Below are 23,649 nucleotides of genomic sequence, written 5' to 3'. Positions count from 1 at the left end.
TGTCGTGTGCGTGGCCCGGCGGGCCACGGTGTTTCCATTAACGGGCGGCGCTGTCGGCCTCGGCCACCACGCCGCTCGGGTCGGTGGTGCCGGCGAAGTCGATCAGCAGGCTGACGTTGCCCATCAGCGGCAGCCGCTTTTCGTAGGCAAAGCTGATCTGCATGTCTTCACCATCGCGGGTGAAGACCAGGTCCTGGCCGCGTACGGCCTCGACGTCGTTGACGCTGGTGCGGCGGTTGAAGGCTCCCTGCATCTCGCGGATGCTGCCGCCGGCGTCCCTGACCTCGACGATCGCGGTCTTGATCGCGTTGTACTCGATATAGGCCGGGACCATGCGCATGGCGAAGATGCCAACCACGCCGATGACGGCCAGCGCCCCGATCAGGCCAGAGAGCGAAATACCGGCTTGCTTGTTCAACAGCTTCCTGCGATCCATGGGCGCCCCTTCTTATTGGATACCGCCGACGCGTTTCGGATTGCTGAAGTTCATCCAGACCACGAAGGCCTTGCCGACGATATTGCGGTCAGGCACGAAACCCCAGTAACGGCTGTCCGCGCTATTGTCGCGGTTATCGCCCATCATGAAATACTGCCCTTCCGGCACCACGCAGGTAAACTTGTCGTAGGTGTATTCGCAGTTTTCGCGCAGCGGGAAGTTATCCACGCTGCCCAGGTCGATAGTGCGCTTGTCGGCCGTGTTCAGGATGCGGTGCTGGGTCAGGCCGCCCGGGCTCGGCAATTTCTCGACGAACTGCTTGTGGTAGATCGGATGCTGGTCGTCCAGGTAGTCGTCCAGCGCCGTGTACTCGACCGGCTTGCCGTTGACCGTCAGGCGCTTGTCCTCGTAGGTGATTTTATCACCCGGCACGCCGATGACGCGCTTGATGTAATCCTGGTTCATATCTTTTGGATACTTGAACACCATCACGTCGCCGCGCTGGGGATTATTGATCTGGATGATTTTTTTGTTAACGATCGGCAGGCGGATGCCATAGGTGTACTTGTTCACCAGGATAAAGTCACCCACCAGCAGGGTCGGCACCATCGACGACGACGGGATCTTGAACGGCTCCCACAGGAAGGAGCGCAGGATGAACACCAGTGCGATCACCGGGAAGAAACTGCCTGAATACTCGATCCAGGTCGGCTGGCGCAGGTGGGCCTGCTCGATCGCCGCGCGGTTGCCGTTGTGGTCAACCTTGATCCCATCCGCGACCAGCTTGGCGTTGCGCGTATCGTACTCGCGTAGGGCGGCGTCGGCGGCGCGGCGCCGTTGTTTCGCCAGATAGAATGTGTCCAGGCACCAGATGATGCCCGTGATCACCATAGCGACGAACAGGATCAGGGCAAAATTGCCCAGGATGGGTTGCAGGTTCATTATTTATCTTCCACCTGGAGAATGGCCAGGAAGGCTTCTTGTGGAATCTCCACCGAGCCGACCTGCTTCATGCGCTTCTTGCCGGCCTTTTGCTTCTCCAGCAGCTTTTTCTTACGCGAGATGTCGCCGCCATAGCACTTGGCCAGGACGTTCTTGCGCAGCGCCTTGACGTTTTCGCGCGAGATGATCGTGGCGCCGATGGCGGCCTGGATCGCGACGTCGAACATCTGGCGAGGGATCAGTTCGCGCATCTTGGCAGCCACCTGGCGTCCGCGATACGGCGCGTTGGCGCGGTGGACGATGATGGCCAGGGCGTCGACCTTCTCGCTGTTGATCAGCATGTCGACCTTGACCACGTCGGCCGCGCGATTCTCCTTGAACTCATAGTCCATCGAGGCGTAGCCGCGCGAGGTCGACTTCAGGCGGTCGAAGAAGTCGAGCACGATCTCGGCCATCGGGATCTCGTAGTGCAGCTTGACCTGGCGGCCGTGGTAGGCCATGTCCATCTGGATGCCGCGCTTGCCGTTACACAGGGTCATCACCGAACCGACGTACTCCTGCGGCATGTACAGGTTGACGTCGACGATCGGTTCGCGCACTTCGTTGATCTTGGACGGTTCCGGCATCTTCGACGGATTGTCGACGCGGATGATGCTGCCGTCCTTCATCTCGACCTCGTACACCACGGTCGGCGCCGTCGTGATCAGGTCCATGTCGAATTCGCGCTCAAGGCGCTCCTGCACGATCTCCATGTGCAGCAGGCCCAGGAAGCCGCAGCGGAAGCCGAAGCCCAGCGCCTGCGAGACTTCCGGCTCGTACATCAGGGCGGCGTCGTTCAGTTTCAGCTTCTCGAGCGAGTCGCGCAGCGCGTCGTACTGGTTCGCCTCGACCGGGAACAGGCCGGCGAACACCTGCGGCTGCACTTCCTTGAATCCCGGCAGCGGCTCCGGCGCCGGACGGCTGGCCAGGGTCACGGTGTCGCCCACGCGGGCGGCGGTCAGTTCCTTGATGCCGGCGATGATGAAGCCCACCTGGCCGGCGGTCAGTTGCGGCAGCGACACCGAGCGCGGGGTGAACACGCCGATGTTTTCCACCAGATTGACCGACTCGGTGGCCATCAGGCGGATCTTGTCCTTCGGACGCAGGGTGCCGTTGACCACGCGCACCAGCATCACGACGCCGACGTACGGGTCATACCAGGAGTCGACGATCAGGGCCTGCAGCGGCGCGTCCGGGTCGCCTTTCGGCGGCGGCACTTTCGCGATCAGGGTTTCCAGCACGTCTTCCACGCCCAGGCCGGTCTTGGCCGAGCACACGGTGGCGTCGGACGCATCGATGCCGATCACGTCCTCGATTTCTTTCTTGGCGTTGTCCGGGTCGGCGTGCGGCAAGTCGATCTTGTTCAGGATCGGCACCACTTCCACGCCCAGGTCGAGCGCGGTATAGCAGTTGGCAACCGTCTGCGCTTCCACGCCCTGCGAGGCGTCGACCACCAGCAGCGCGCCTTCGCAGGCCGACAGCGAGCGGCTCACTTCGTACGAGAAGTCGACGTGGCCCGGGGTGTCGATCAGGTTCAGGTTGTAGACCTGGCCGTCGCGCGCCTTGTACTGCAGCGCCGCGGTCTGGGCCTTGATGGTGATGCCGCGCTCGCGTTCCAGGTCCATCGAATCGAGCACCTGGGCGTCCATTTCACGGTCCGACAGGCCGCCGCACAGCTGGATGATGCGGTCGGCCAGGGTCGATTTGCCATGGTCGATGTGGGCGATAATGGAGAAGTTACGTATGTTGTTCATTAACAAAGCTCAAAACCAAAAAGGCCGCGAAAGGCGGCGACTACGACGATATAAGGCGTACTGCCGTGCAGCACGAATCGGCTGCGCAATACGAAAAAGCGCTGCGTCGGGGCCGTGCCGGTCCCCAGGCGAGCGCCTTGGAATTCTCTGGAAGGTATTCGATCACCGCTCCGACCCGGCATTTTACCGGATTTCGGAGTAGAAAGCCCGATTTCCGGGGGCGGCCATCAGGAAGCCGCGACCGAGGCCAGATAGGCCCGCACCGCCGCCTCGTCCAGGAAGTAATGGCACAGTTCGGGACCGTCCGGATCGCCGTACAGCACCGGCACCAGCTCGTCGAAGGACGCCAGCAGCGCCGGGTCGGCGTCGACGTCCAGCACGGCGACGTCGAACGGCTGCCCGGGCGGCTCGAGCGCACGCAGCGCCGCCAGCATGTCCTCGCACAGGTGGCACCAGCTGCGCGAGTACAGGACGAACCTTGGGCCGGACTGCGTCGGCGCCCTCGCCTGCTGCGTCACTGGCGCGGCTTGAGCGTGATGTACTGCGTGGTGTCTTCGCGCTGCACCAGCAGGGCCACCGCCTTCGACTTGTCGTGCTTGGCCAGCAAGCCCTTGAACTGCTCGACGCTGGTGATCGGGGTGTTGTTCCACTGCAGGACCAGGTCGCCGGGCTGGATGCCGGCGCTGGCGGCCGGACCCTGCGCCTCCTCGACCAGCAGGCCGTGGTCGATGCCCAGCTCCTTGCGGTCGGCGGCCGGGATGTTCGACAACTGCAGGCCCAGCGCATCCGGGGCGACGCCCGGCGCCGGTTTCTTCGGCTGCTGGCGACCCTGGGTCGGACGTTCTTCTTGCAGCTCGACGATGGTGACCGGCACCTCGACCTGGGCGCCGCGGCGCCAGACGGTGACGCTGGCGCGGCTGCCGACCTTGGAGGCGCCCACCAGGCGCGGCAGGTCGGTGGTCGACTGGATCGGCTGCTTGTTGAAGGCCAGGATGATGTCGCCGACCTTGATGCCCGCCTTCTCGGCCGGGCCACCCGGCTCGACCATCGAGACTTCGGCGCCGCGCGCCTTGCCCAGGCCCAGCGATTCGGCCACGTCGCGCGTGACTTCGCTGATCTGCACGCCCAGGCGGCCGCGGGTGACCTTGCCGGTGGTCTTGAGCTGGTCGGATACGCGGAGCACCTCGTCGATCGGCACCGCGAACGAGATGCCGTTATAGGCGCCCGACAGGGTCGCGATCTGCGAGTTGATGCCGATCACTTCGCCGCGCAGATTGATCAGGGGGCCGCCCGAGTTGCCGGGATTGACCGCCACGTCGCTCTGGATCAGGGGCAGGTATTCGCCGGTATCGCGCGACTTGGCCGAGATGATGCCGGCGGTCACGGTATTCTCGAGGCCGAACGGCGAGCCGATGGCCAGCACCCATTCGCCGACCCGGATCTTGCTGGAGTCGCCGGTGCGCAGGTAAGGCAGATTCGTCGCGTCCAGCTTCAGGACCGCGACGTCGGAGCGGCGGTCGGCGCCCAGCACCTTGGCCTTGAACTCGCGCCGGTCGGAAAGCGTCACGGTGACCTCGTCGGCGCCCTCGACCACGTGGGCATTGGTCAGCACGAAGCCGTCGGCCGAGATGATGAAGCCGGAGCCCACGCCGCGCTGCACTTCGCGTTCTTCTTCCTGCTGCTGCGGACCGCGCCGGCCACCGCCGCGCGGCACCATCTGGCCGCCGAAGAAGCGGCGCAGGAATTCCTGCATCTCTTCCTCGCCCGGGGCGCCGCCGCGGGTGCGCACGCGCTCGGTGGTGCGGATATTGACGACGGCCGGTCCTACTTTCTCGATGACGTCGGTGAAGTCGGGCAAGCCGGAGACGTTCGGGGTGGGGACGGGGCGGCAGCGTGGACTGGTTGAATGAATGCCGTGGCGCCGGACACGAGCAGCGCCGACAGGAGCAGGCTGGCAGTTTTACTGGTCATGGATTCGCTATCGAATGGCTAAGATTGACTGAATGGTAAGCCAAATCAAGCGCTTTGTCGCGCCATGCCAGCCGCGTATCGCCTGCGCACGACGGACGAGGGATGAAATTTAAGCCTGGGATAAGAATGGACGACCGGGAAGTCAGGAAGAAGCGGTCTTGGCGAGCACCGCCGCCAGGCCGGTGGACTCGGCCGCGACGGTCGCGCGGCGCAGCGGCGGCGGCTCGCCGGCCAGGCGTTCGGCCAGGCGCGCATGGAATGCGGGCGACAGCGCCGGTGCGGACGTCTCGCGCAGCGTGTCGCCGATCAGGTGATACAGATCCCAGGCCTGGCGGCCGTCGCTGCCCTGCAGCGCCGCCAATGCCAGCTCCAGGTCGGCGTCAGGCAAGGCGCCGTCTTTCAGGGCAGAGATCTGCTCGCGGAGTTTTTTATTGGTGTCCATCGGTGGTTCCATCGACGTCGGTAGTGTTCAATATGTGCTGTGTTCGTACGATCCCGCTACCTACCGACGTTTGTCAACCGGGAAATCGAGTAAAGGGCGTAATTTCTCGGCAATGACTTCGCGCGCCCGGAAAATCCGGCTGCGCACCGTACCTATTGGACAGGCCATCACTTCGGAGATTTCCTCATAGCTGAGTCCTTCAATCTCGCGCAAGACGATCGCCGTGCGCAGCTCGAGCGGCAAGGCCTCCATGGCCGCGTTGACTGTGTGGGCGATCTGCTTACTCGCGAGCATCGATTCAGGTGTATTGATGTCGCGCAAGCTGTCTGCATCCTCGAATGCTTCGGCGCGCTCGGCATCCGTCTCGGTCGAGGTCGGTGCGCGCCTTCCCTGGGTGACTAGAAAATTCTTGGCGGTGTTGATTCCTATTCGATAGAGCCACGTATAAAAAGCCGAATCCCCGCGAAAATGGCGCAGGGCCCGGTATGCTTTGATGAAGGTCTCTTGCACCACGTCTTCGGCTTCGGCCGGATCGTGGACGAGACGCGACACCAGGCGCATCAGGCGACGTTGGTACTTGGAGACGAGCAAATCGAATGCCCCTGGTCCCCGGCCTGGACGCGCTCTACCAGCAACTGATCACACTCGCGTTCTGTCGTCACGGACCATGCCCCATTGGCGACCCTCTCGCGAGGAGGCACCGATTCATTCGCGCCAGCGACAATCGGTACCTCCTTAAGAGTTGGCCCCCTGCAATAAGTTCACACTGTTTTGTATCGGTATTGTTGCAGCACCGTTGGCCAGCGCACGCAGGGCCACCGCCAGCGCGCGGTATTGGCCGGCACCCACGGCATCTGGCAGCAGCACCAGCGGCCAGGTCGCTCCGTCCTCGGCGCGCAGGCGCAGCAGGATGCAGCAGGGCCAGACCGTGGCGCCGGGCAGCAGCGTCATGGCTGGGCCCGGCCGCGGAATCCCGGCCGCCGGCACGCCTTTCCCCAACTCCTGTTGTACCGTCAGGCGTAGCTGCCCAACTCCAGAAATATCAATTCGGCGCACCGTTGCAACCGAGTGCGAAATCACCGTGGAATGTGTGAGGCAGCGGGCCAGCAACAGCGCGGCCAGCAGCGGCGCGCATGCGACAGCGCCGCCGAATGCGAAGCGTTCAGGCAGCAGCAGGCCCACGGCCACGGCGGCCGCGAACAGGGATGCGCAGAAGGCGGCGAGCAGGCAGCGCAGGCGACGCGACGGCGCGATGACGGCGGACACCGCAAGCGACATGAAGCAAAGGATGAATCGAGGGAATGGCCTGCCGATGGGCAGGATGGCGGGCGGAGGACTATCCGGAAAAAATCCTCTACCGCCAGCACCGGCCGGCCGCCACGAACGGGCGACAGGGCGGGCTGTTGGAAGCGCCCATCCCATTTGACCGGGATGGGGCGAAGTGGTTCAGACCTTGGCGAAGATCAGCGTACCGTTGGTGCCGCCGAAACCGAAGGAGTTCTTCACCGCGTAGTCGATCTGCATCTCGCGCGCCGTGTTGGCGCAGAAGTCCAGGTCGCACTCCGGATCCTGGTTGAAGATGTTGATCGTCGGTGGCGACACCTGGTTGTGGATCGCCAGGACGGTGAACACCGATTCCAGGCCGCCGGCGCCACCGAGCAGGTGACCGGTCATCGACTTGGTCGAATTCACGACCAGGTTCCTGGCATGGTCGCCGAACACGCGCTTGATGCCCTGCACTTCAGCCTTGTCGCCCAGCGGGGTCGAGGTGCCGTGCGCATTCACGTACTGCACCTGGTCGACGTTGATGCCGGCGTTGTTGAACGCATTGACCATGCAACGCGCCGCACCGGCACCATCCTCGACCGGCGAGGTGATGTGGTAGGCGTCCGCGCTCATGCCGAAGCCGATGACTTCAGCATAGATCCTGGCGCCACGCGCGACGGCGTGTTCGTATTCTTCGAGCACCATGACACCGGCGCCCTCGCCCAGCACGAAGCCGTCGCGGTCGCGGTCCCATGGACGCGAGGCGGTGGCCGGATCGTCGTTGCGGGTCGACAGCGCGCGCGCCGAGGCGAAACCGCCCAGGCCCAGCGGCGACACGGTGGATTCGGCGCCGCCCGCGATCATCACGTCGGCATCGCCGTACTCGATCAGGCGCGCTGCCGCGCCGATGCTGTGCAGGCCGGTGGTGCAGGCGGTGACGATGGACAGGTTCGGGCCACGCAGGCCGAACTTGATCGAGAGATCGCCCGAGATCATGTTGATGATCGATGCCGGCACGAAGAACGGCGAGATGCGGCGTGCGCCGCGGCTCGCGTATTCTTCCTTGGTCGCTTCGATCATCGGCAGACCGCCGATGCCCGAACCGATCACCACGCCGATGCGGTCCGCGTTCTCTTCGGTGACTTCCAGGCCCGAATCCTGCAGGGCCTGGATGCCGGCTGCCATGCCGAAATGGATAAACGTATCCATGTGGCGGCCTTCCTTGCCCGGCAGGTAGTCTTCGACGTTGAAGTTCTTGACCTCACCAGCGAAGTGGGTCGTGAATGGCGCTGCATCAAACTTGGTGATGTTGGCAATGCCCGACTTGCCGGCCAGTGCCGCATCCCAGGTCTCGGCAACGGTGTTACCGATCGGTGAGATGCAGCCCAGGCCGGTGACGACGACACGGCGGTTGCGTGAACGACTCAAGCGATTCTCCCAAAAACTGTAAAGCGCCTACTTAGGCCTTGACGTGCGCGGTTGCGTAGTCGATGGCTTGCTTGACGGTGGTGATTTTCTCAGCCTGCTCGTCAGGGATTTCCATTTCGAACTCGTCTTCCAGTGCCATCACCAGTTCAACGGTGTCCAGCGAGTCAGCACCGAGGTCGTCAACGAACGAGGAATCGATTTTGATGTCTGCTTCGGCAACGCCCAGTTGCTCAGCGACGATTTTTTTAACGCGTTGTTCGATATCCGACATGTTTTGGCTCCATTAAGGTATGTGTTGCGGAAAGTGCGCGCATTTTATCAGGTTTGCGACCCGAAAAACTATTTTCGGCGACTGCGGCTATTTCGCCGGAAAGTCCTGCTAAAAGTCCGGATTGCGCTCATAACGATCCCTGTTTAACGAGGTGTATGAGCGCAGGTATTACTTTACTGATTAATTCATGTACATGCCGCCATTCACGTGCAGTTCGGTGCCCGTGATGTAGGCGGCCTGCGGGCCGGCAAGGAAGGCCACCGCATGGGCGATGTCTTCCGGCTGGCCCAGGCGGCCCAGCGGAATCTGGGTCAGCAGCGCTTCGTGCTGGCCTTCGCCCAGCGCCTTGGTCATGTCGGTGTCGATGAAGCCCGGCGCCACGCAGTTGACGGTGATGTTGCGGCTGCCGATCTCGCGCGCCAGCGCACGGGTCATGCCGGCCACGCCGGCCTTGGCGGCGGCGTAGTTCATCTGGCCCGGGTTGCCGGCCGCGCCGACCACGGAGGTGATGCTGATGATACGGCCGGCCTTGGCCTTCATCATGCCGCGCAACACCAGGCGCGACAGGCGGCCGACGGCGGTGAGATTGGTGGCGATCACGTTGTCGAACTCGTCATCCTTCATGCGCATGGCCAGGTTGTCCTGGGTGATGCCGGCATTGTTGACCAGGATCGACAGGCTGCCGTAGCCTTTCTGCACTTCATCGACGACTTCCGCGCAGCGGGCCGCGTCGAGCACGTTCAGGACCACGCCCTTGCCGCCGAATTCGGCCAGGTAATCGGAGATCGCCAGGGCGCCCGATTCGCTGGTGGCGGTGCCGACGACCTTGGCGCCCTGGCGCGCCAGTTCCAGCGCGATGGCCTTGCCGATGCCGCGCGATGCGCCGGTGACGAGCGCGACTTGGTTCTGCAGATTCATGGGTTTCCTTTATTCTTGGTTCAGAGGCATCAAGCCGGCTTGAACGATGCCAGCACGCGCTCCAGCGCAGCCTGGTCGACCAGCGCTTCGCCGACGAGGTTGGCGTCGATGCGCTTGGCCATGCCGATCAGGGTCTTGCTCGGTGCGCATTCGATAACCTGGGTCACGCCGTCAGCCGCCATCTTCTGCATGGTCTCGACCCAGCGGACCGGACCGGCGGCCTGGCGCACCAGCGCGTCCTTGATCTGCTCGGGATCGTTCAGCACGGCGACGTCGACGTTGTTGATGACGTCAATTTGCGGAGCAGCAAACTTCAGCTCCGCCATATAGGTACGCAGGCGGTCGGAGGCCGGCTTCAAGAGCGACGAGTGGAATGGCGCCGACACCGACAATTTCATGGCGCGCTTGGCGCCCCTGGCCTTGGCGATCTCGCAGGCGCGCTCGACGGCGGCGGTATGGCCGGCGATCACGATCTGGGTCGGCTCGTTGAAGTTCACGGCTTCGACCACTTCGCCCTGCGCCGCCTCGGCACAGACGGCGCGCACGTCGTCGGCCTGCAGGCCGAGGATGACGGCCATGCCGCCCTGCCCGACCGGCACCGCGTCCTGCATCGATTGCGCGCGGAAGCGCACCAGCGGCACGGCGTCGGCGAACGGGATCACCCCGGCCGCCACCAGGGCCGAATACTCGCCCAGGCTATGGCCCGCGACCACGTCCGGCACCGGCCCGCCGGCCGCGATCCAGGCGCGGTAGACGGCGACCGCGGCGGTCAGCATGACCGGCTGGGTGTTGGTGGTCAGGTCGAGGTCTTCCTTCGGGCCCTCGGCGATCAGGCGCTGGAGGTCGAAGCCCAGGGCGTCGGACGCTTCTTGCACCGTTTGATCGACGACCGGGTTTCCGGCGAAGCCGTTCAGCATGCCAACTGCCTGGGCGCCTTGTCCGGTGAACAGGAATGCGAATTTGCTCATCGTTGTTTTCCGTAGTTTTGTTGTTCTTGGGAGCTCGGCCAGGCGCTTACATGCGCGCCAGCACCGCGCCCCAGGTAAAGCCGCCGCCCACGCCTTCCATCAGGACGTTCTGGCCCGGCTTGATGCGGCCATCGCGCACCGCCTGGTCGAGCGCCAGCGGGATCGAGGCGGCCGACGTATTGCCGTGTTCGTTGACGGTGACGACCATCTTCTCGAGCGGCAGGCCGAGTTTCTTGGCGGTGCCATTCATGATGCGGATATTGGCCTGGTGCGGCACCAGCCAGTCGATCTGGTCGGCGGACACGCCGGCGTGATCCAGCACCTCATACGCGACTTTTTCGAGCACCGACACCGCCAGCTTGAACACCGCCGGACCGTCCATGTGCAGGAAGCCGCTGCCGGCGACCGCACCATTGGCCAGGTTGCCCGGGATCGACAGGATGTCGGCATGGCTGCCGTCGGCATGCAGCTTGGCGCCGAGAATGCCCGGCTCGTTCGAGGCTTCGAGCAGCACGGCGCCGGCGCCGTCGCCGAACAGCACGCAGGTGGTGCGGTCGTTGAAGTCGACGATGCGCGAGAACACTTCGGCGCCGATCACCAGCACCCGCTTGTGGTTGCCGGCGCGGATGAAGGCGTCGGCGGTCGAGACCGCGTATACGAAGCCGCTGCAGACGGCGGCCACGTCGAAGGCGGCGCTGCCGTTGGCCATGCCCAGCTTTTGCTGGACGATGCAGGCGGTGCTCGGGAAGCTGCCGTGGAAGTCGGGCGTGGAACTGGCGACGATCACCAGGTCGACGTCGGCCGCCGTCTTGCCGGCCATCTCGAGTGCCTTGCGGGCGGCGTGCACGGCCAGGTCGGACGACAGTTCGTCGGCCGCGGCGTAGTGGCGCGCCTCGATGCCGCTGCGGGTGACGATCCACTCGTGCGAGGTTTCGACGCCATTCTCGGCGAGTCGGGCCGCCAGCTGTTCGTTGCTGACGCGATTGGCTGGCAGGTAGCTGCCGGTGCCGGTGATTTTGCTATACATGGTCATTGCTTCACCATCCTGCTGGGTTATAGTGCCTGGCGCTGGCCGTCGAGCACGGGCGCCGATGTCGGCGCCACTGCGGCCGCGGTCGCCGGAGCCGTGATCGGGGAGCTCGGCATCAGTTCGGCGATCAGGGCCGACAGGTGCTCCTGCACATTATTGTGCGCGGCATCGTAGGCGCGCTTGATCGCCCACTCGAAGGCATAGGCATTGGCGCCGCCGTGGCTCTTGAAGACCAGGCCTTTCAGGCCCAGCAGGCCGGCGCCGTTGTAGCGTTCCGGATTGAGCTTCTTGAGCGCCTTGCGCGCGAAGAGCGCGCCCAGCATCGACATGACGCTTTCCTTGAACGTCGTCTTCATGAAGCGCGACAGGCCTTCGATCGCCTTGAGCATGACGTTGCCGACGAAACCGTCGCACACGACGACATCGACCGTGCCCTTGAAGATGTCATTGCCTTCGACATTGCCGAAAAAGTTCAGTTTGCCACGTTCGGCGTCGGCGCGCAGCAGCACGCCGGTGGCCTTCACCGCCTCGTTGCCCTTGATGTCTTCGGTGCCGACGTTCAGGAGGCCGATGGTCGGACGCGGGATACCCTCGATCGCCGAGCACAGCACGGAGCCCATGATGGCGAACTGGTGCAGGTGGTCGGGCTCGCAGTCGACGTTGGCGCCGAGGTCCAGGATATAGGTCGGGCCGCCCTTCTGGTTCGGCATGATCGAGCAGATCGCCGGGCGATCGACGCCTGCCATCGTCTTGAGCACGTAGCGCGAGACGGCCATCAGGGCGCCGGTATTGCCGGCCGAGACGCAGGCGTGGGCGCTGCCGTCCTTGACGGCCTCGATCGCGACGCGCATCGACGAATCCTTCTTGCGGCGCAGGGCCACTTCGACGGGATCGTCCATCGCCACGACTTCGGAGGCATGCTTGACGGTCAGGCGCGGGTTGTTGTCCGCGTGATGCTTCTTGAGTTCTGCGCGCAGCACATCTTCGACGCCCACGAGCACGAGCTCGGCGTCAGCTTGCTTTTTGAGAAAGGAGATGGCTGCCGGAATGGTAACTGAGGGGCCGTGATCGCCGCCCATGCAGTCAATGGATATTTTAATTGTCATTTGTTGGAGATGCCGCGGCTCACACAGGACGGGCGGCCAGAGGGGATCGGGTCGTGGCGCGCAGGCGCACGGGATCCAGGCTGTTCAACATGACGGTGCCGGGAGCATTGAGACGGGCTCCGGGGATGCAGCCGGTTACTGAGCAGATGCCAAAGAAAAAGCGGCGCCACGCAGATAACATACGTTGCGCCGCTTTCATGATGCTAAAAGCCAGAACGTCGATTACTCGTCGTTCTTGGTTTTCAGGACCTTGCGACCACGGTAGAAGCCGTTAGGCGAAATGTGGTGACGCAGGTGGGTTTCGCCGGTGGTCGGCTCGACTGCCAGGTTAGGGGCGGTCAGGAAATCGTGCGAACGGTGCATGCCGCGCTTCGATGGGGATTTCTTGTTCTGTTGAACTGCCATGATAACTCCTAGTACAAAGTTCTAAAATTTTAACACATTCGATATGCAAAAAGGATGCAAGTCGAGTATCTCGGCGGCAAGCCTTGCGGACTGCCGACATGTTGAACGCTGCTACAACTACCGCGAATGCCATACTCGATTGCACGCGTTTGACACGTTTGTTTGCAGAATTTGGACGACATTGTTTCTACGCTGCCGCCACCGTACTGCGAATCCTGTGCTGCTGATTGTTCTTGCTGTTACTGCTTCTTAATCCGCCTTCAGGTTCTTGAGGGCGGCGAAAGGCGACACTTTATCGGTTTTCAGGCTATCGAGCAAGCCCGTATCCGGACAAACATCATGCCGTGGCGACTGCGGCAAGGCCAACAGGGCCTCGTCCTCGAGCAGCTGGCGGATGTCGCAGGTGCGGCTGCCGACGATGACGTCGATGCTTTCGTCGTCGAGGATTTCCTCGATCGCGTCGGCATCCTCGTCGTTCTCGCCCAGCACCAGCATGGTCGACGAATCGATCTCGTAATCGATAGGCTGCAGGCAACGCTGGCACACCAGCTTCACATGCCCGGCGACCGCGAGGGTCAGCGAAGGATAACCCTGACGGGTCTGGCCGCCCTGGATGGACCAGCGGATATCGCCGCTCTTGTCCGTGCTCTCGGCGGCGAGACGGGTCATCTCGACCAGGGGCGTAGAGCCTTCACGATGGCCGTCGTTCTTGCAAAACTCGAAGGCGTCGATGACAAAAGCGCTCATTTAGAAAGTTACCCCGGAAAACCTGCGATAATAGCAGGCTTTTCGCGCCAGCGTCAAAAAACCGTCGTATTTTCCCGTCATATCCTCATCAACCAGCGCCATGAAACCGATGCCTACGCTCATCCTCGCCTCGAGCTCCGCCTACCGCCGCGAACTGTTGCAGCGCCTTGGCCTGCCTTTCGAGGCCGTCGCGCCCGACATCGACGAGACCGCGCTGGACGGCGAAATACCGCAAGCCACCGCCCTGCGCCTGGCGCGCGCGAAGGCGCAGGCCGTAGCAGCCCTGCACCCCGGCGCGCTGGTGATCGGTTCCGACCAGGTGGCCACGCTGGATGGGCTGCAGATCGGCAAGCCCGGCGACCATCCGCGCGCCCTGGCCCAGCTGCAGCTGATGCGCGGACGCGAAGTCGTGTTCCATACCGCCTTATGCCTGTGGGATGGCCGCGTGGCCGATCCCGAACAGGCGGCGCAAGCGGAGAACGTGCAGGTGCGCGTCGCCTTCCGCGACCTGCCCGATCATGAACTCGACTCCTACCTGCGCATCGAGCAGCCGTATGACTGCGCCGGCAGCGCCAAGAACGAAGGGCTGGGCATCGCCCTGCTCGAAAGCATCCAGTCGAACGACCCCACCGCCCTCACCGGCCTGCCGCTGATCGCCCTGACCGGGATGCTGCGCAAGGCCGGCGTCCGATTTTTTGGCGCCTGATTCATTTATTCATTTCATCATGCCCGGCACCCTGTACCTGATTCCGAACACCCTCGGCCCGACCGACGCCGCTCCCGGCGCCCTGAACGCCCTGCTCCCGACCCAGGTGCAGGCGCTGACCAGCAAGCTCGATTACTTCGTGGCGGAAAACGCCAAGACCGCCCGCGCCTTCCTGAAACTGATCGCGATCGACCATCCGCTGGCCAAGCCGCTGCAGGAAATCGAGATCGCGGAACTGAACGTGAATACGCCGCCGACGGCGCTGGCGCAACTACTGGCGCCGCTGCAGGCGGGCCGCGACGCGGGCCTGGTGTCGGAAGCCGGCGTGCCGGCGGTGGCCGACCCCGGCGCCGACCTGGTGCGCCTGGCCCACCAGCACGGCATCGCCGTGCGACCGCTGGTGGGACCGTCGTCGCTGCTGCTGGCCGTCATGGCCAGCGGCCTGAACGGACAAAGCTTCGCCTTCAACGGCTACCTGCCGCTTGACGCGGCGCAGCGCACCAAGCGCATCGTCGATCTGGAAAAACGTTCGCGCGCCGAGCGCCAGACCCAGCTGCTGATCGAAACGCCGTATCGCAACGGCGCCATGCTCGAAGCGCTGGCGGGCGCTTGCCAGCCCGGCACCCTGATCTGCGTGGCGACCGACCTGTCGCTGCCCACGGAGTCGGTGCGCACCATGACGGCCGCCAGGTGGAAGGCGGCGCTGGCGGTCAATAACGGGCCGGACTTCCACAAGAAACCGACCGTATTCCTGTTTTTGGGTCAGTAAAGCTCGCGCCAACCGTGACGCCGGGGGTCGAGCGGATTGCCGCACTGCTCCACCGATACCGGCCGGATCGCACGCAGCGATGCGACGTGCGCTTGCGGCGCCCTCCCCGCCCGGGCCTGGATGGCTCGCACGGCCGCCCGGCAGTCTCCCAGCCGCTGTCCATGCCGGAACAGCGCGGCCGCCAGCGCGTGATCGCCACGCCGTTCCAGCACGAGTCCATAGTGATAGAAGGCGCCGCCATCGCCCGACCGCATCGCGGTCTCGTACAATGTCAGCGCTTCGTCCGGCGCTTCGGCCTGCTCCCGGCCGGCCTCGATCAATGTCGCCAGCGCCGTTTCGGCGCGTCCGCCGCTACGCCCGAGCGCGCGCCGGTACAGTGCAGCGGCCAGCGCGTCATCCGGCTCGTTGCCGACTCCCAGCTCGTAACTGCGCCCCAGGTAGTAGAGGCCGGCGGGATCGTCCGCCACGGCCGCGCGTGCGAACCACTGCGCACCCGGCGCCCGCGTTTCGGCATAGACCGCCCGCTCAAGCATCAGCAGGCCGAGGCGCACCTGGGCGGCGGCCAGACCGCCTTCGGCCGACCGGGTCAGCCACGCGCGCGCCTGCTCCATATTCGGCTCGCCGGCGCTGCCATGCTGATAGGCCCAGGACAGATTGGCCTGGGCCCAGCCATGACCCTGTTCGGCTGCCCTGGCATACCAGAAGACCGCCTGGCGGCGATCGCGCGCCACGCCGACGCCGCGGTTGAGCAATACCCCGAGATTGTTCTGCGCGAAAGCATTGCCGCCGTGCGCTGCCAGACGGTACAAGGCCGCGGCCTGCGCCAGGTCTTTCTGTCCGAAGCGCCCCTGCTCATGCCAGGTGCCGAGCGTGTTCTGGGCGGCGGGATCGCCCAGTTCCGCCAGCCGCTGGGTACGCGCGACCAGCGCCGGATCGAGCGCCCGGGGCGGTTCGCCCGGCTGCCAGATGAACTGCGCCGCAAACCGTTTGCCTGGAGACTTGCCCAGCGTGTTCAGCGCATGGAAGGCGCATTTGCGGATGCCGGCCAGCGCCGCCGCGTCCAGATCGGCCCTGCCGCTGGACACCGCGACACGGGCGTCAGTGACCTTGCCCTCGGCATCGATCCGGATGTCCAGCGTCGACTGTCCCCCGGCCCTTTGCGCAAGCGCGGCAGGCGGATAGTCGGGACGCGCGCAGGCGTAAAGATCGAATTTCATCGCTTGCCGGATGCGATCCTGTTCTGCGGAATCGTGGACCGAAGCGACGGCCGCGGCGGCGGCCAGGAAAAGGATGGCGACACTCATCCCATGACTGTAGCGCCTGGCGCGGCACCACACGCTCACGCAATGTCACCAAAGGCGATGCCGTAGCTACTGCGGCAGCGGCGGAGCGTCGGTGGTCAGCTCGCGCACCCAGTCGAACGCCGCCAGCTCGATCTCGCGCACCTCGGCCACCGTCAGGCCGATCTTCTTGAGCGCGCAGGCCAGCTTGCCGCCACCCTCGGCCGCCTCGAGCAGCTCGGCGATGCGCAGCATGGTGCCGAAGTCGCCTTCGCGCTCCAGCAGCGCCTCGCGCACGTCGTGAGCGATGTCGACGTGGGCCAGGATGTCGGCCATCGGCACCGAGAACAGGGCTTCGGCCAGCGACATGATGCCCACCGTGAAGGCGCGGTCGGCGCTGGCGGTGTCGCCCGGCCGCACGCGCAGCGTCATCAGTTCGAGCAGCTTGCCGCGCGTCGTGGCCAGCTGCAGCAGCGGCGACTTGAGCTCGACCCGGGCGCCGGCCGCCGTGTACAGCAGAATCTGCAGCCAGCGCCCCAGCTGGCGCCGGCCGAGCTGGGCCAGGGCCTGCGACAGCGACTCGATGCGCGGACCGGGCACCGCGCGGCTGTTCACCAGGCGCAGCAGGTTCAGGCTGATCAACGCGTCGCGCTTGACGGCGGTCTCGATCGCCTGGCTGTCGGCGTTCGAGTTGACCAGTTCCAGCAGGCGCAGGATGGTGATCTCGGACGGCGTGATCTTGCGTCCGCTGAGGGTCACGGGTCGCGCGAAATAATAGCCCTGGAAATACTCGAAGCCGAGTTCCATGCACAGCTTGAACTCGTCGATGGTCTCGACCTTCTCGGCCAGCAGGCGCTTGCCGGTGCCGCGCAGCGATGCGACCAGCTGCGCCAGCGCGTTCGGGACCACGCCCTTGACGTCGACCTTGATGATGTCGACCAGCTGCACCAGTTTGTCGAGCTCGCTCGAGTGCTCGACCACGTCGTCGACCGCGAATTTGAAGCCGAGTTCCTTGAGCTCGGACACCCGCGCCAGCAGTTCCGGCGTCGGTTCCACCGTCTCGAGGATTTCAAGGATCACCTTGTGTGGAGGCAGGAAGCGCACGAAGTCGCTCATCAACACCACCTCGTCGACATTGACGAAGGCAAGCTGCTCTCCCACCACCTGCTCCATGCCGAGCTGGGATGCGTGCGAGATGACGGCGGCGGTGGCCGCCGCGCCGTCGGTCAGCTTGGCGTCGTGGTCCTCGCCGGCCGCACGGAACAGCAGCTCGAACGCCACCAGATGCTGGTCGCGCCCGAGAATGGGCTGACGCGCAAGAAAGAAATCATCGGACGGCACGGAGACCGCTGCCGTTGCATCGGCGTGCATCGAAAATACTCCTGGAAACAGTCACGGCAGCGCGCCGCGCCCGGTGGACGGCACACGCCGCCCATCTACGCCGACTATACTACAAAAATGCTAATCTTAGCATTTCGACATCGAATCGAACGGGGTTCGAATCAGCCGCGGCCGCCACCGCCCTGGCGGGTGCGGCCATTGCGCGGCGCGCTCGGCGCTGCCGGCCGGGCGGCGCTGTTGCGCGCGGTGCGCGGTGCGCCGTCACGCGGGCCCGTGGCCGCGTCGGCACGGCTGCGCGACGCGTTGCCGCGTGGCGCGCCGTCGCGCGGTGCACCATCGCGTGGCGCGGCAGTGCGTGGACCGCCGGCGCGCGCCGGCTTGGCCGGGGCGGCCGGCGCCTCGTCGACGCGCGGCATGCTCTGGCCCGGCAGGCGCAGGCTGCCCTTGCCCGACAGCGGGCTGGCGCGGCGCGCATTGCCCACCGGCGCACGCGGCGCGTCGCCCGCCAGGCGGCCGGCGGCGGCGCCCGTCACCTGGGTGCCCTTTTCGATCGTGAAGCGCGCGCCGGCATCCTTGCCCAGCACGCGCACCAGATAGGGCATGACTTCGCGCAGGATCGGCTCCAGTGTGTACGGCGGATTCAGGATGAACATGCCGCTGCTGTGCAGGCCGGTGCCGTCCGGGGTCGGGGTATTGGTGGTCAGGGTGACGTTGAGCCATTCCTTGGCCGGCAGGCGCTTGAGGCGGTCGGCGAACTGGCGCGACTCCATGCGCTGCAGCACCGGGTACCAGATCGCATACATGCCGCTCGGGAATTTACCCAACGCTTCTTCAAGCGCGTCGCGCACGCGCTTGTAGTCGTCCTTGATCTCGTAGGGCGGATCGATCAGCACCAGCGCGCGGCGCGACGGCGGCGGCAGCAGCGCCTTCATGCTGTGGAAGCCGTCGCCATGCTCGATGATCACGCGGCGGCCGCGCGAGCGCTCGCCCTGCTCGGCCTTGTGTGCGTCGAGCTTGCGGAAGTTATCGGCCAGGATCTTGCAATCGGCTGGGTGCAGCTCGAACAGGCGCAGGCGATCCTGCTCGCGCGACATCTGCTCGGCCACATACGGCGAACCCGGGTAGTAGCGCATCTTGCCGCTCGGATTCATGCCCCGGATGAGGTCGAGGTATTCCTTCAGCGGGGCCGGGACATCGGTGCAGTTCCACAGCGGGCCGATGCCGGTATCGAACTCGGCGGTCTTGGTCGCCTGGAAACTATCGAGCGCATACACGCCGGCGCCCGAGTGGGTGTCGATATAGGTATAGGCGGCATCCTTCTGGTTCATGTACAGGTGCAGCTGCACCTGTACAAAATGCTTGAGGACATCGGCGTGGTTACCCGCGTGGAAGGCGTGGCGGTAGCTCAACATAAGCTGGAATTCCTAAAAGAGTCGTTGCCGCGAGAAAGTTGGCGGCAGAATGTGGCGCCATTATCCACTACAACCGACTGCGGCTGGGAATTCCAGTGGGGGCCGGCGACTACGTCGCCGCCCCGACGATCACGCAACCTTTTTGGGCTCGAAGAACTGTTCATCCTCCGTCGAGCCATGCAATGCGGTGGTCGAGCTCTGGCCCTGCTGGATGGCCTGGGTCACGGCGTCGAAGTAGCCGGTGCCCACTTCGCGCTGGTGCTTGACGGCGGTGAAGCCCTTCTCGGCGGCCGCGAATTCCGCCTCTTGCAGCTCGACGAAGGCCGACATGCCGCTGCGGGCGTAGCCGTGGGCGAGATTGAACATGCCGTAGTTGAGCGCATGGAAGCCAGCCAGGGTGATGAACTGGAATTTATAGCCCATGGCGCCGAGCTCTTTCTGGAACCTGGCGATGGTGGCGTCGTCCAGGTTCTTTTTCCAGTTGAACGAGGGCGAGCAGTTATAGGCCAGCATCTTGCCGGGGAATTTCGCGTGGATGGCGTCGGCGAAGCGGCGCGCGAACTCGAGGTCGGGCTTGCCGGTCTCGCACCACACCAGGTCGGCATACGGCGCATAGGCCAGGCCGCGCGAGATCGCCTGCTCGATGCCCGGCTTGACGCGGAAGAAGCCCTCCACCGTGCGCTCGCCGGTGCAGAATTCCTTGTCGTTGGCGTCGACGTCCGAGGTCAGCAGGTCGGCGGCCTCGGCATCGGTGCGGGCGATGACCAGGGTCGACGTGCCCATCACGTCGGCGGCCAGGCGGGCGGCGTTGAGTTTCTCGACCGCCTCGCGGGTGGGCACCAGCACCTTGCCGCCCATGTGACCGCATTTCTTGACCGAGGCCAGCTGGTCTTCAAAGTGCACGCCGGCGGCGCCCGCCTCGATCATCGACTTCATGAGTTCGTAGGCATTGAGCACGCCGCCGAAGCCGGCCTCGGCATCGGCCACGATCGGCGCGAAGTAATCGATATCGTCCTTGCCCTCGGACCACTGGATCTGGTCGGCGCGCTGGAAGGTGTTGTTGATGCGGCGCACGACCAGCGGCACCGAGTTGGCCGGATACAGCGACTGGTCGGGATACATCTCGCCGGCGGCATTGGCGTCGCCCGCCACCTGCCAGCCCGACAGGTAGATCGCCTTCAGTCCGGCCTTCACCTGCTGCATCGCCTGGTTGCCGGTCAGGGCGCCGAGGGCGTTGACGTAGGGCTCGTCGTGCACCAGCTTCCACAGCTTGTCGGCGCCGCGTTTGGCCAGGGTATGCTCGATCGGAAGCGAGCCGCGCAGGCGGACGACGTCGGCCGCGGTGTAGTTGCGGACCACGCCTTTCCAGCGCGGGTTGCTGTCCCATTCCTGCTGCAGTTCGGCGATTTGCTGTTCACGGCTGGTCATGATGCTCTCCTGAAGTTGAAGGTAAGTGCGAATCCATTGACACCATCTTAGCCCGGTTTGTGCGCAGCACAATCACTCTTATATAAGACAGAACAGTAAAATAATTTAGTTTGATTTCAACTACTTACCAATACCAAACCATCATGTGAAACAAAATTTCTCAGCATGAGAGCGAACCTGCCGGCGGATTTGCTGCACATTCCACATCGCAGAACAGTGATTTCGCATCGTGGAAAATGACGAGGGGCGCGGCAGAATACCGCGCCCCTCGTGCCCGCAACAAAGGTTGCGTTACTTGGCCAGGTCGACCGCCTCCTCGCCGAACGCCAGTTCGCCATGGCGCACCCGCACCGGGATCGTGTCCTTCGGCCCGAAGCGGCCGGCCAGGATCGCCTTGGACAGCGGATTTTCGATCTGCTGCTGGATCGCGCGCTTGAGCGGCCGCGCGCCATATACCGGATCGTAGCCGGCCTCCGCGATCTTCTGCAGCGACTCTTCGTCGATATCGAGCGTCATCTCCATCTTGGCCAGGCGCGCCTCCAGGTTGTGCAGCTGGATGCGGGCGATGGCGCCGATGTTCTTCTCGTCGAGCGCATGGAACACCACGATCTCGTCGATCCGGTTGATGAACTCGGGTCGGAAGTGGCCACGCACCTCGGCCATCACCGCCATCTTCACCACGGCGGGTTCGTCCGTATCCATCGACTGGATCCGGTGCGACCCGAGGTTCGAGGTCATCACGATCACCGTGTTCTTGAAGTCCACGGTGCGGCCCTGGCCATCGGTCATGCGGCCGTCGTCCAGCGCCTGCAGCAGCACGTTGAACACGTCCGGGTGCGCCTTTTCGATCTCGTCGAGCAGGATCACGCTATAGGGCTTGCGGCGCACGGCCTCGGTGAGGTAGCCGCCCTCCTCGTAGCCGACGTAGCCCGGCGGCGCGCCGATCAGGCGGGCGACCGAATGCTTCTCCATGAATTCGCTCATGTCGATGCGCACCAGGGCATCCTCGGTATCGAACAGGAAGGCCGCCAGCGCCTTGCACAGCTCGGTCTTGCCGACGCCGGTCGGGCCCAGGAACATGAATGAGCCGTAGGGACGGTTCGGGTCCGACAGGCCGGCGCGCGAGCGCCGGATCGCATCCGACACCGCCTCGATCGCCTCGTCCTGGCCCACCACGCGCTTGTGCAGCTCGTCCTCGATGTGCAGCAGCTTGTCGCGCTCGCCCTGCATCATGCGCGCCACCGGAATGCCGGTCGCACGCGAGACCACCTCGGCGATCTCCTCGGCGCCCACCTGCGTGCGCAGCAGCTTGGGCTTCACGTTGTCGGCCTCGGCGCGGGCCGTGGCGTCTTCGGCCTGGCGCAGCTGCGCCTCCAGCTCCGGCAGGCGGCCATACTGCAGTTCCGAGGCCAGCTGCCAGTTGCTCTGGCGCCGCGCTTCCTCCATCTGGTAGCGGATGCGCTCGATCTCTTCCCTGATATGGGTCGTGCCCTGCACCGCCGCCTTCTCGGCCTTCAGCACTTCTTCGTAGTCGTTGTACTCGCGCTCCAGGCGCGCGATCTCCTCGCCCAGCAGCTCCAGGCGGCGTTGCGACGCCTCGTCGGTTTCCTTGCGCACGGCTTCGCGTTCGATCTTCAGCTGGATCATGCGGCGCTCGAGGCGGTCCATGACTTCGGGCTTGGAATCGATCTCGATCTTGATCTTGGCCGCCGCCTCGTCGATCAGGTCGATCGCCTTGTCCGGCAGGAAGCGGTCGGTGATATACCTGTGCGACAGCTCGGCCGCGGCGATGATCGCCGGGTCGGTGATGTCCACCTGGTGGTGCAGCTCGTACTTCTCCTGCAGGCCGCGCAGGATGGCGATGGTCGCCTCCACGCTCGGCTCGTCGACGATGATCTTCTGGAAGCGGCGCTCGAGCGCGGCGTCCTTCTCGACGTACTTGCGGTACTCGTCGAGCGTGGTCGCGCCGACGCAGTGCAACTCGCCGCGCGCCAGCGCGGGTTTCAGCATATTGCCGGCGTCCATCGCGCCTTCGGCCTTGCCGGCGCCGACCATGGTGTGGATCTCGTCGATGAAGACGATGGTCTGGCCCTCATCCTGCGCCAGCTCCTTCAATACGCTCTTCAACCTCTCTTCGAACTCGCCGCGGAACTTGGCGCCGGCCAGCAGCGCCGCCATGTCGAGCGACAGCACCCGCTTGCCCTTGAGCGAATCGGGCACCTCGCCGTTGACGATGCGCTGGGCCAGGCCCTCGACGATGGCGGTCTTGCCGACGCCCGGTTCGCCGATCAGCACCGGATTGTTCTTGCTGCGCCGCTGCAGCACCTGGATCGCGCGCCGGATCTCGTCGTCGCGGCCGATCACCGGGTCGAGCTTGCCGGCGCGGGCGCGCTCGGTCAGGTCGAGCGTGTACTTCTTGAGGGCTTCGCGCTGGCCTTCGGCCTCGGGCGAATTCACGGCTTCGCCGCCGCGCACGGCAGAAATCGCCGACTCCAGCGATTTACGGGCCAGGCCGTTCTCGCGCGCCAGGCGGCCGGCGTCGGATTTGTCGTCGGACAGCGCCAGCAGCACCATCTCGGACGACAGGAACTGGTCGCCGCGCTTTTGCGCCTCGCGGTCGGACAGGTTCAGCAAGGCCATCAGGTCGCGCCCGGCCTGGACGTTGCCGCCGGCGCCGGTGACCTTGGGCTGGCGCTCCAGCTGCGCCTTCAGGGCATTGGTCAGCGCGCCGACGTTGACGCCGGCGCGCTGCAGCAGCGAGCGCGCGCTGCCGTCGTCCTGGTTCAGCAGGGCGATCAGGAGGTGAATCGATTCGATGTATTGGTTATCGTTGCCGACCGCCAGGCTCTGGGCATCCGCCAGGGCTTCCTGGAGCTTGGTCGTCAATTTATCTTGCCGCATGGTGTTGCTCCGTAGAGGTTGTTATTAGCATGAGAGCAAGATGGGGTTGAGCCAGAGCCTTTTCAAGATGCCGCACGCCCCCGCCATCC

22 protein-coding genes and 1 pseudogene are annotated in these 23,649 nt (G+C 64.6%); 2 read left to right on the top strand and 21 right to left on the bottom strand.

Annotated elements, in window-relative coordinates:
• Positions 1–37: 37 nt before the first annotated feature.
• From DIR46_RS22665 to DIR46_RS22590, 16 genes and pseudogenes are all read right to left on the bottom strand, one after another.
• The gene (locus DIR46_RS22665; RefSeq protein ID WP_229446363.1) at positions 38–418 is read right to left on the bottom strand and encodes a DUF4845 domain-containing protein; all 381 of its coding nucleotides are present in this window, start codon (positions 416–418) and stop codon (positions 38–40) included.
• A 30-nt stretch (positions 419–448) separates the two neighbouring features.
• Positions 449–1,378: a signal peptidase I gene (gene lepB, locus DIR46_RS22660; RefSeq protein WP_109347254.1), complete on the bottom strand. Its 930-nt coding sequence runs from the start codon at positions 1,376–1,378 to the stop codon at positions 449–451.
• Positions 1,378–3,171: a translation elongation factor 4 gene (gene lepA / locus DIR46_RS22655; protein WP_005666820.1), complete on the bottom strand. Its 1,794-nt coding sequence runs from the start codon at positions 3,169–3,171 to the stop codon at positions 1,378–1,380. The genes lepB and lepA overlap by 1 nt, the downstream gene beginning before the upstream one ends.
• A gap of 227 nt (positions 3,172–3,398) precedes the next feature.
• Positions 3,399–3,689 (bottom strand): glutaredoxin family protein, encoded by a 291-nt coding sequence (locus tag DIR46_RS22650; protein ID WP_109347253.1) that lies wholly within the window; start codon positions 3,687–3,689, stop codon positions 3,399–3,401.
• On the bottom strand, positions 3,686–5,029 hold the full coding sequence (locus DIR46_RS22645; RefSeq protein ID WP_307719108.1) for a DegQ family serine endoprotease: 1,344 nt from the start codon (positions 5,027–5,029) through the stop codon (positions 3,686–3,688). Before DIR46_RS22645 ends, DIR46_RS22650 begins: the two co-directional genes overlap by 4 nt.
• 255 nt (positions 5,030–5,284) lie before the next feature.
• A complete protein-coding gene (locus DIR46_RS22640; RefSeq protein WP_109347251.1) occupies positions 5,285–5,584 on the bottom strand; it encodes a sigma-E factor negative regulatory protein in 300 nt (99 codons plus the stop codon).
• Between the two features lie 60 nt (positions 5,585–5,644).
• Positions 5,645–6,246: pseudogene (gene rpoE, locus DIR46_RS22635) on the bottom strand (RNA polymerase sigma factor RpoE).
• A gap of 73 nt (positions 6,247–6,319) precedes the next feature.
• Positions 6,320–6,850 (bottom strand): protein YgfX, encoded by a 531-nt coding sequence (locus DIR46_RS22630; protein WP_162819594.1) that lies wholly within the window; start codon positions 6,848–6,850, stop codon positions 6,320–6,322.
• Positions 6,851–7,030: 180 nt separating this feature from the next.
• Positions 7,031–8,278 carry a beta-ketoacyl-ACP synthase II gene (gene fabF / locus DIR46_RS22625; RefSeq protein WP_109347249.1) on the bottom strand — a complete coding sequence of 416 codons (1,248 nt, stop codon included), beginning with the start codon at positions 8,276–8,278 and terminating at the stop codon, positions 7,031–7,033.
• 31 nt (positions 8,279–8,309) lie between these two features.
• Positions 8,310–8,549 carry an acyl carrier protein gene (acpP, locus tag DIR46_RS22620; RefSeq protein WP_005666812.1) on the bottom strand — a complete coding sequence of 80 codons (240 nt, stop codon included), beginning with the start codon at positions 8,547–8,549 and terminating at the stop codon, positions 8,310–8,312.
• Positions 8,550–8,729: 180 nt separating this feature from the next.
• Positions 8,730–9,467 (bottom strand): 3-oxoacyl-ACP reductase FabG, encoded by a 738-nt coding sequence (gene fabG, locus DIR46_RS22615; protein WP_109347248.1) that lies wholly within the window; start codon positions 9,465–9,467, stop codon positions 8,730–8,732.
• A 29-nt stretch (positions 9,468–9,496) separates the two neighbouring features.
• Complete coding sequence (gene fabD, locus DIR46_RS22610; protein ID WP_109347247.1) at positions 9,497–10,435, bottom strand: ACP S-malonyltransferase; 939 nt, start codon at positions 10,433–10,435, stop codon at positions 9,497–9,499.
• A 46-nt stretch (positions 10,436–10,481) separates the two neighbouring features.
• Positions 10,482–11,468, bottom strand: coding sequence for a beta-ketoacyl-ACP synthase III (locus tag DIR46_RS22605; RefSeq protein ID WP_109347246.1), 987 nt, complete (start codon positions 11,466–11,468; stop codon positions 10,482–10,484).
• Between the two features lie 20 nt (positions 11,469–11,488).
• On the bottom strand, positions 11,489–12,571 hold the full coding sequence (gene plsX / locus DIR46_RS22600; RefSeq protein WP_109347245.1) for a phosphate acyltransferase PlsX: 1,083 nt from the start codon (positions 12,569–12,571) through the stop codon (positions 11,489–11,491).
• Between the two features lie 222 nt (positions 12,572–12,793).
• Positions 12,794–12,976, bottom strand: coding sequence for a 50S ribosomal protein L32 (gene rpmF, locus DIR46_RS22595; protein WP_005666806.1), 183 nt, complete (start codon positions 12,974–12,976; stop codon positions 12,794–12,796).
• A gap of 249 nt (positions 12,977–13,225) precedes the next feature.
• On the bottom strand, positions 13,226–13,723 hold the full coding sequence (locus DIR46_RS22590; protein WP_109347244.1) for a YceD family protein: 498 nt from the start codon (positions 13,721–13,723) through the stop codon (positions 13,226–13,228).
• Positions 13,724–13,832: 109 nt separating this feature from the next.
• Between DIR46_RS22590 and DIR46_RS22585 the strand changes: the two genes are divergently transcribed.
• Positions 13,833–14,429 (top strand): Maf family nucleotide pyrophosphatase, encoded by a 597-nt coding sequence (locus DIR46_RS22585; protein ID WP_109347243.1) that lies wholly within the window; start codon positions 13,833–13,835, stop codon positions 14,427–14,429.
• Between the two features lie 19 nt (positions 14,430–14,448).
• On the top strand, positions 14,449–15,198 hold the full coding sequence (locus DIR46_RS22580; protein ID WP_109347242.1) for an SAM-dependent methyltransferase: 750 nt from the start codon (positions 14,449–14,451) through the stop codon (positions 15,196–15,198).
• Here DIR46_RS22580 and DIR46_RS22575 read toward each other — a convergent pair.
• The 5 genes from DIR46_RS22575 to clpB all read right to left on the bottom strand — a co-directional run bounded on the left by DIR46_RS22575 (position 15,192) and on the right by clpB (position 23,560).
• Positions 15,192–16,502 (bottom strand): TonB family protein, encoded by a 1,311-nt coding sequence (locus tag DIR46_RS22575; protein ID WP_109347241.1) that lies wholly within the window; start codon positions 16,500–16,502, stop codon positions 15,192–15,194. The two genes, DIR46_RS22580 and DIR46_RS22575, sit on opposite strands and share 7 nt — an antisense overlap.
• Before the next feature lie 66 nt (positions 16,503–16,568).
• The gene (locus DIR46_RS22570) at positions 16,569–17,849 is read right to left on the bottom strand and encodes an EAL and HDOD domain-containing protein (RefSeq protein ID WP_109347240.1); all 1,281 of its coding nucleotides are present in this window, start codon (positions 17,847–17,849) and stop codon (positions 16,569–16,571) included.
• Between the two features lie 131 nt (positions 17,850–17,980).
• The gene (locus DIR46_RS22565) at positions 17,981–19,231 is read right to left on the bottom strand and encodes a 23S rRNA (adenine(2030)-N(6))-methyltransferase RlmJ (protein WP_109347239.1); all 1,251 of its coding nucleotides are present in this window, start codon (positions 19,229–19,231) and stop codon (positions 17,981–17,983) included.
• 129 nt (positions 19,232–19,360) lie between these two features.
• Positions 19,361–20,659, bottom strand: a complete 1,299-nt coding sequence (gene aceA / locus DIR46_RS22560) for an isocitrate lyase (protein ID WP_109347238.1) — start codon at positions 20,657–20,659, stop codon at positions 19,361–19,363.
• Between the two features lie 291 nt (positions 20,660–20,950).
• On the bottom strand, positions 20,951–23,560 hold the full coding sequence (gene clpB, locus DIR46_RS22555) for an ATP-dependent chaperone ClpB (protein WP_109347237.1): 2,610 nt from the start codon (positions 23,558–23,560) through the stop codon (positions 20,951–20,953).
• Positions 23,561–23,649 lie beyond the last annotated feature (89 nt).

This window comes from Massilia oculi (assembly GCF_003143515.1).
GTDB lineage: Bacteria > Pseudomonadota > Gammaproteobacteria > Burkholderiales > Burkholderiaceae_D > Telluria > Telluria oculi.
Note: the sequence above shows the minus strand (reverse complement) of the source record. Positions and strands in the feature narration are given on the sequence as shown.

Coding starts and splice junctions, on each gene's coding strand:
- DIR46_RS22590 (WP_109347244.1), bottom strand. CDS start 13,723: ATGAGCGCTTTTGTCATCGACGCCTTCGAGTTTTGCAAGAACGACGGC.
- plsX (WP_109347245.1), bottom strand. CDS start 12,571: ATGACAATTAAAATATCCATTGACTGCATGGGCGGCGATCACGGCCCC.
- aceA (WP_109347238.1), bottom strand. CDS start 20,659: ATGACCAGCCGTGAACAGCAAATCGCCGAACTGCAGCAGGAATGGGAC.
- DIR46_RS22640 (WP_109347251.1), bottom strand. CDS start 5,584: ATGGACACCAATAAAAAACTCCGCGAGCAGATCTCTGCCCTGAAAGAC.
- lepB (WP_109347254.1), bottom strand. CDS start 1,378: ATGAACCTGCAACCCATCCTGGGCAATTTTGCCCTGATCCTGTTCGTC.
- acpP (WP_005666812.1), bottom strand. CDS start 8,549: ATGTCGGATATCGAACAACGCGTTAAAAAAATCGTCGCTGAGCAACTG.
- DIR46_RS22580 (WP_109347242.1), top strand. CDS start 14,449: ATGCCCGGCACCCTGTACCTGATTCCGAACACCCTCGGCCCGACCGAC.
- clpB (WP_109347237.1), bottom strand. CDS start 23,560: ATGCGGCAAGATAAATTGACGACCAAGCTCCAGGAAGCCCTGGCGGAT.
- lepA (WP_005666820.1), bottom strand. CDS start 3,171: ATGAACAACATACGTAACTTCTCCATTATCGCCCACATCGACCATGGC.
- rpmF (WP_005666806.1), bottom strand. CDS start 12,976: ATGGCAGTTCAACAGAACAAGAAATCCCCATCGAAGCGCGGCATGCAC.
- DIR46_RS22575 (WP_109347241.1), bottom strand. CDS start 16,502: ATGAGTGTCGCCATCCTTTTCCTGGCCGCCGCCGCGGCCGTCGCTTCG.
- fabD (WP_109347247.1), bottom strand. CDS start 10,435: ATGAGCAAATTCGCATTCCTGTTCACCGGACAAGGCGCCCAGGCAGTT.
- DIR46_RS22605 (WP_109347246.1), bottom strand. CDS start 11,468: ATGACCATGTATAGCAAAATCACCGGCACCGGCAGCTACCTGCCAGCC.
- DIR46_RS22570 (WP_109347240.1), bottom strand. CDS start 17,849: ATGCACGCCGATGCAACGGCAGCGGTCTCCGTGCCGTCCGATGATTTC.
- DIR46_RS22565 (WP_109347239.1), bottom strand. CDS start 19,231: ATGTTGAGCTACCGCCACGCCTTCCACGCGGGTAACCACGCCGATGTC.
- DIR46_RS22585 (WP_109347243.1), top strand. CDS start 13,833: ATGCCTACGCTCATCCTCGCCTCGAGCTCCGCCTACCGCCGCGAACTG.
- fabG (WP_109347248.1), bottom strand. CDS start 9,467: ATGAATCTGCAGAACCAAGTCGCGCTCGTCACCGGCGCATCGCGCGGC.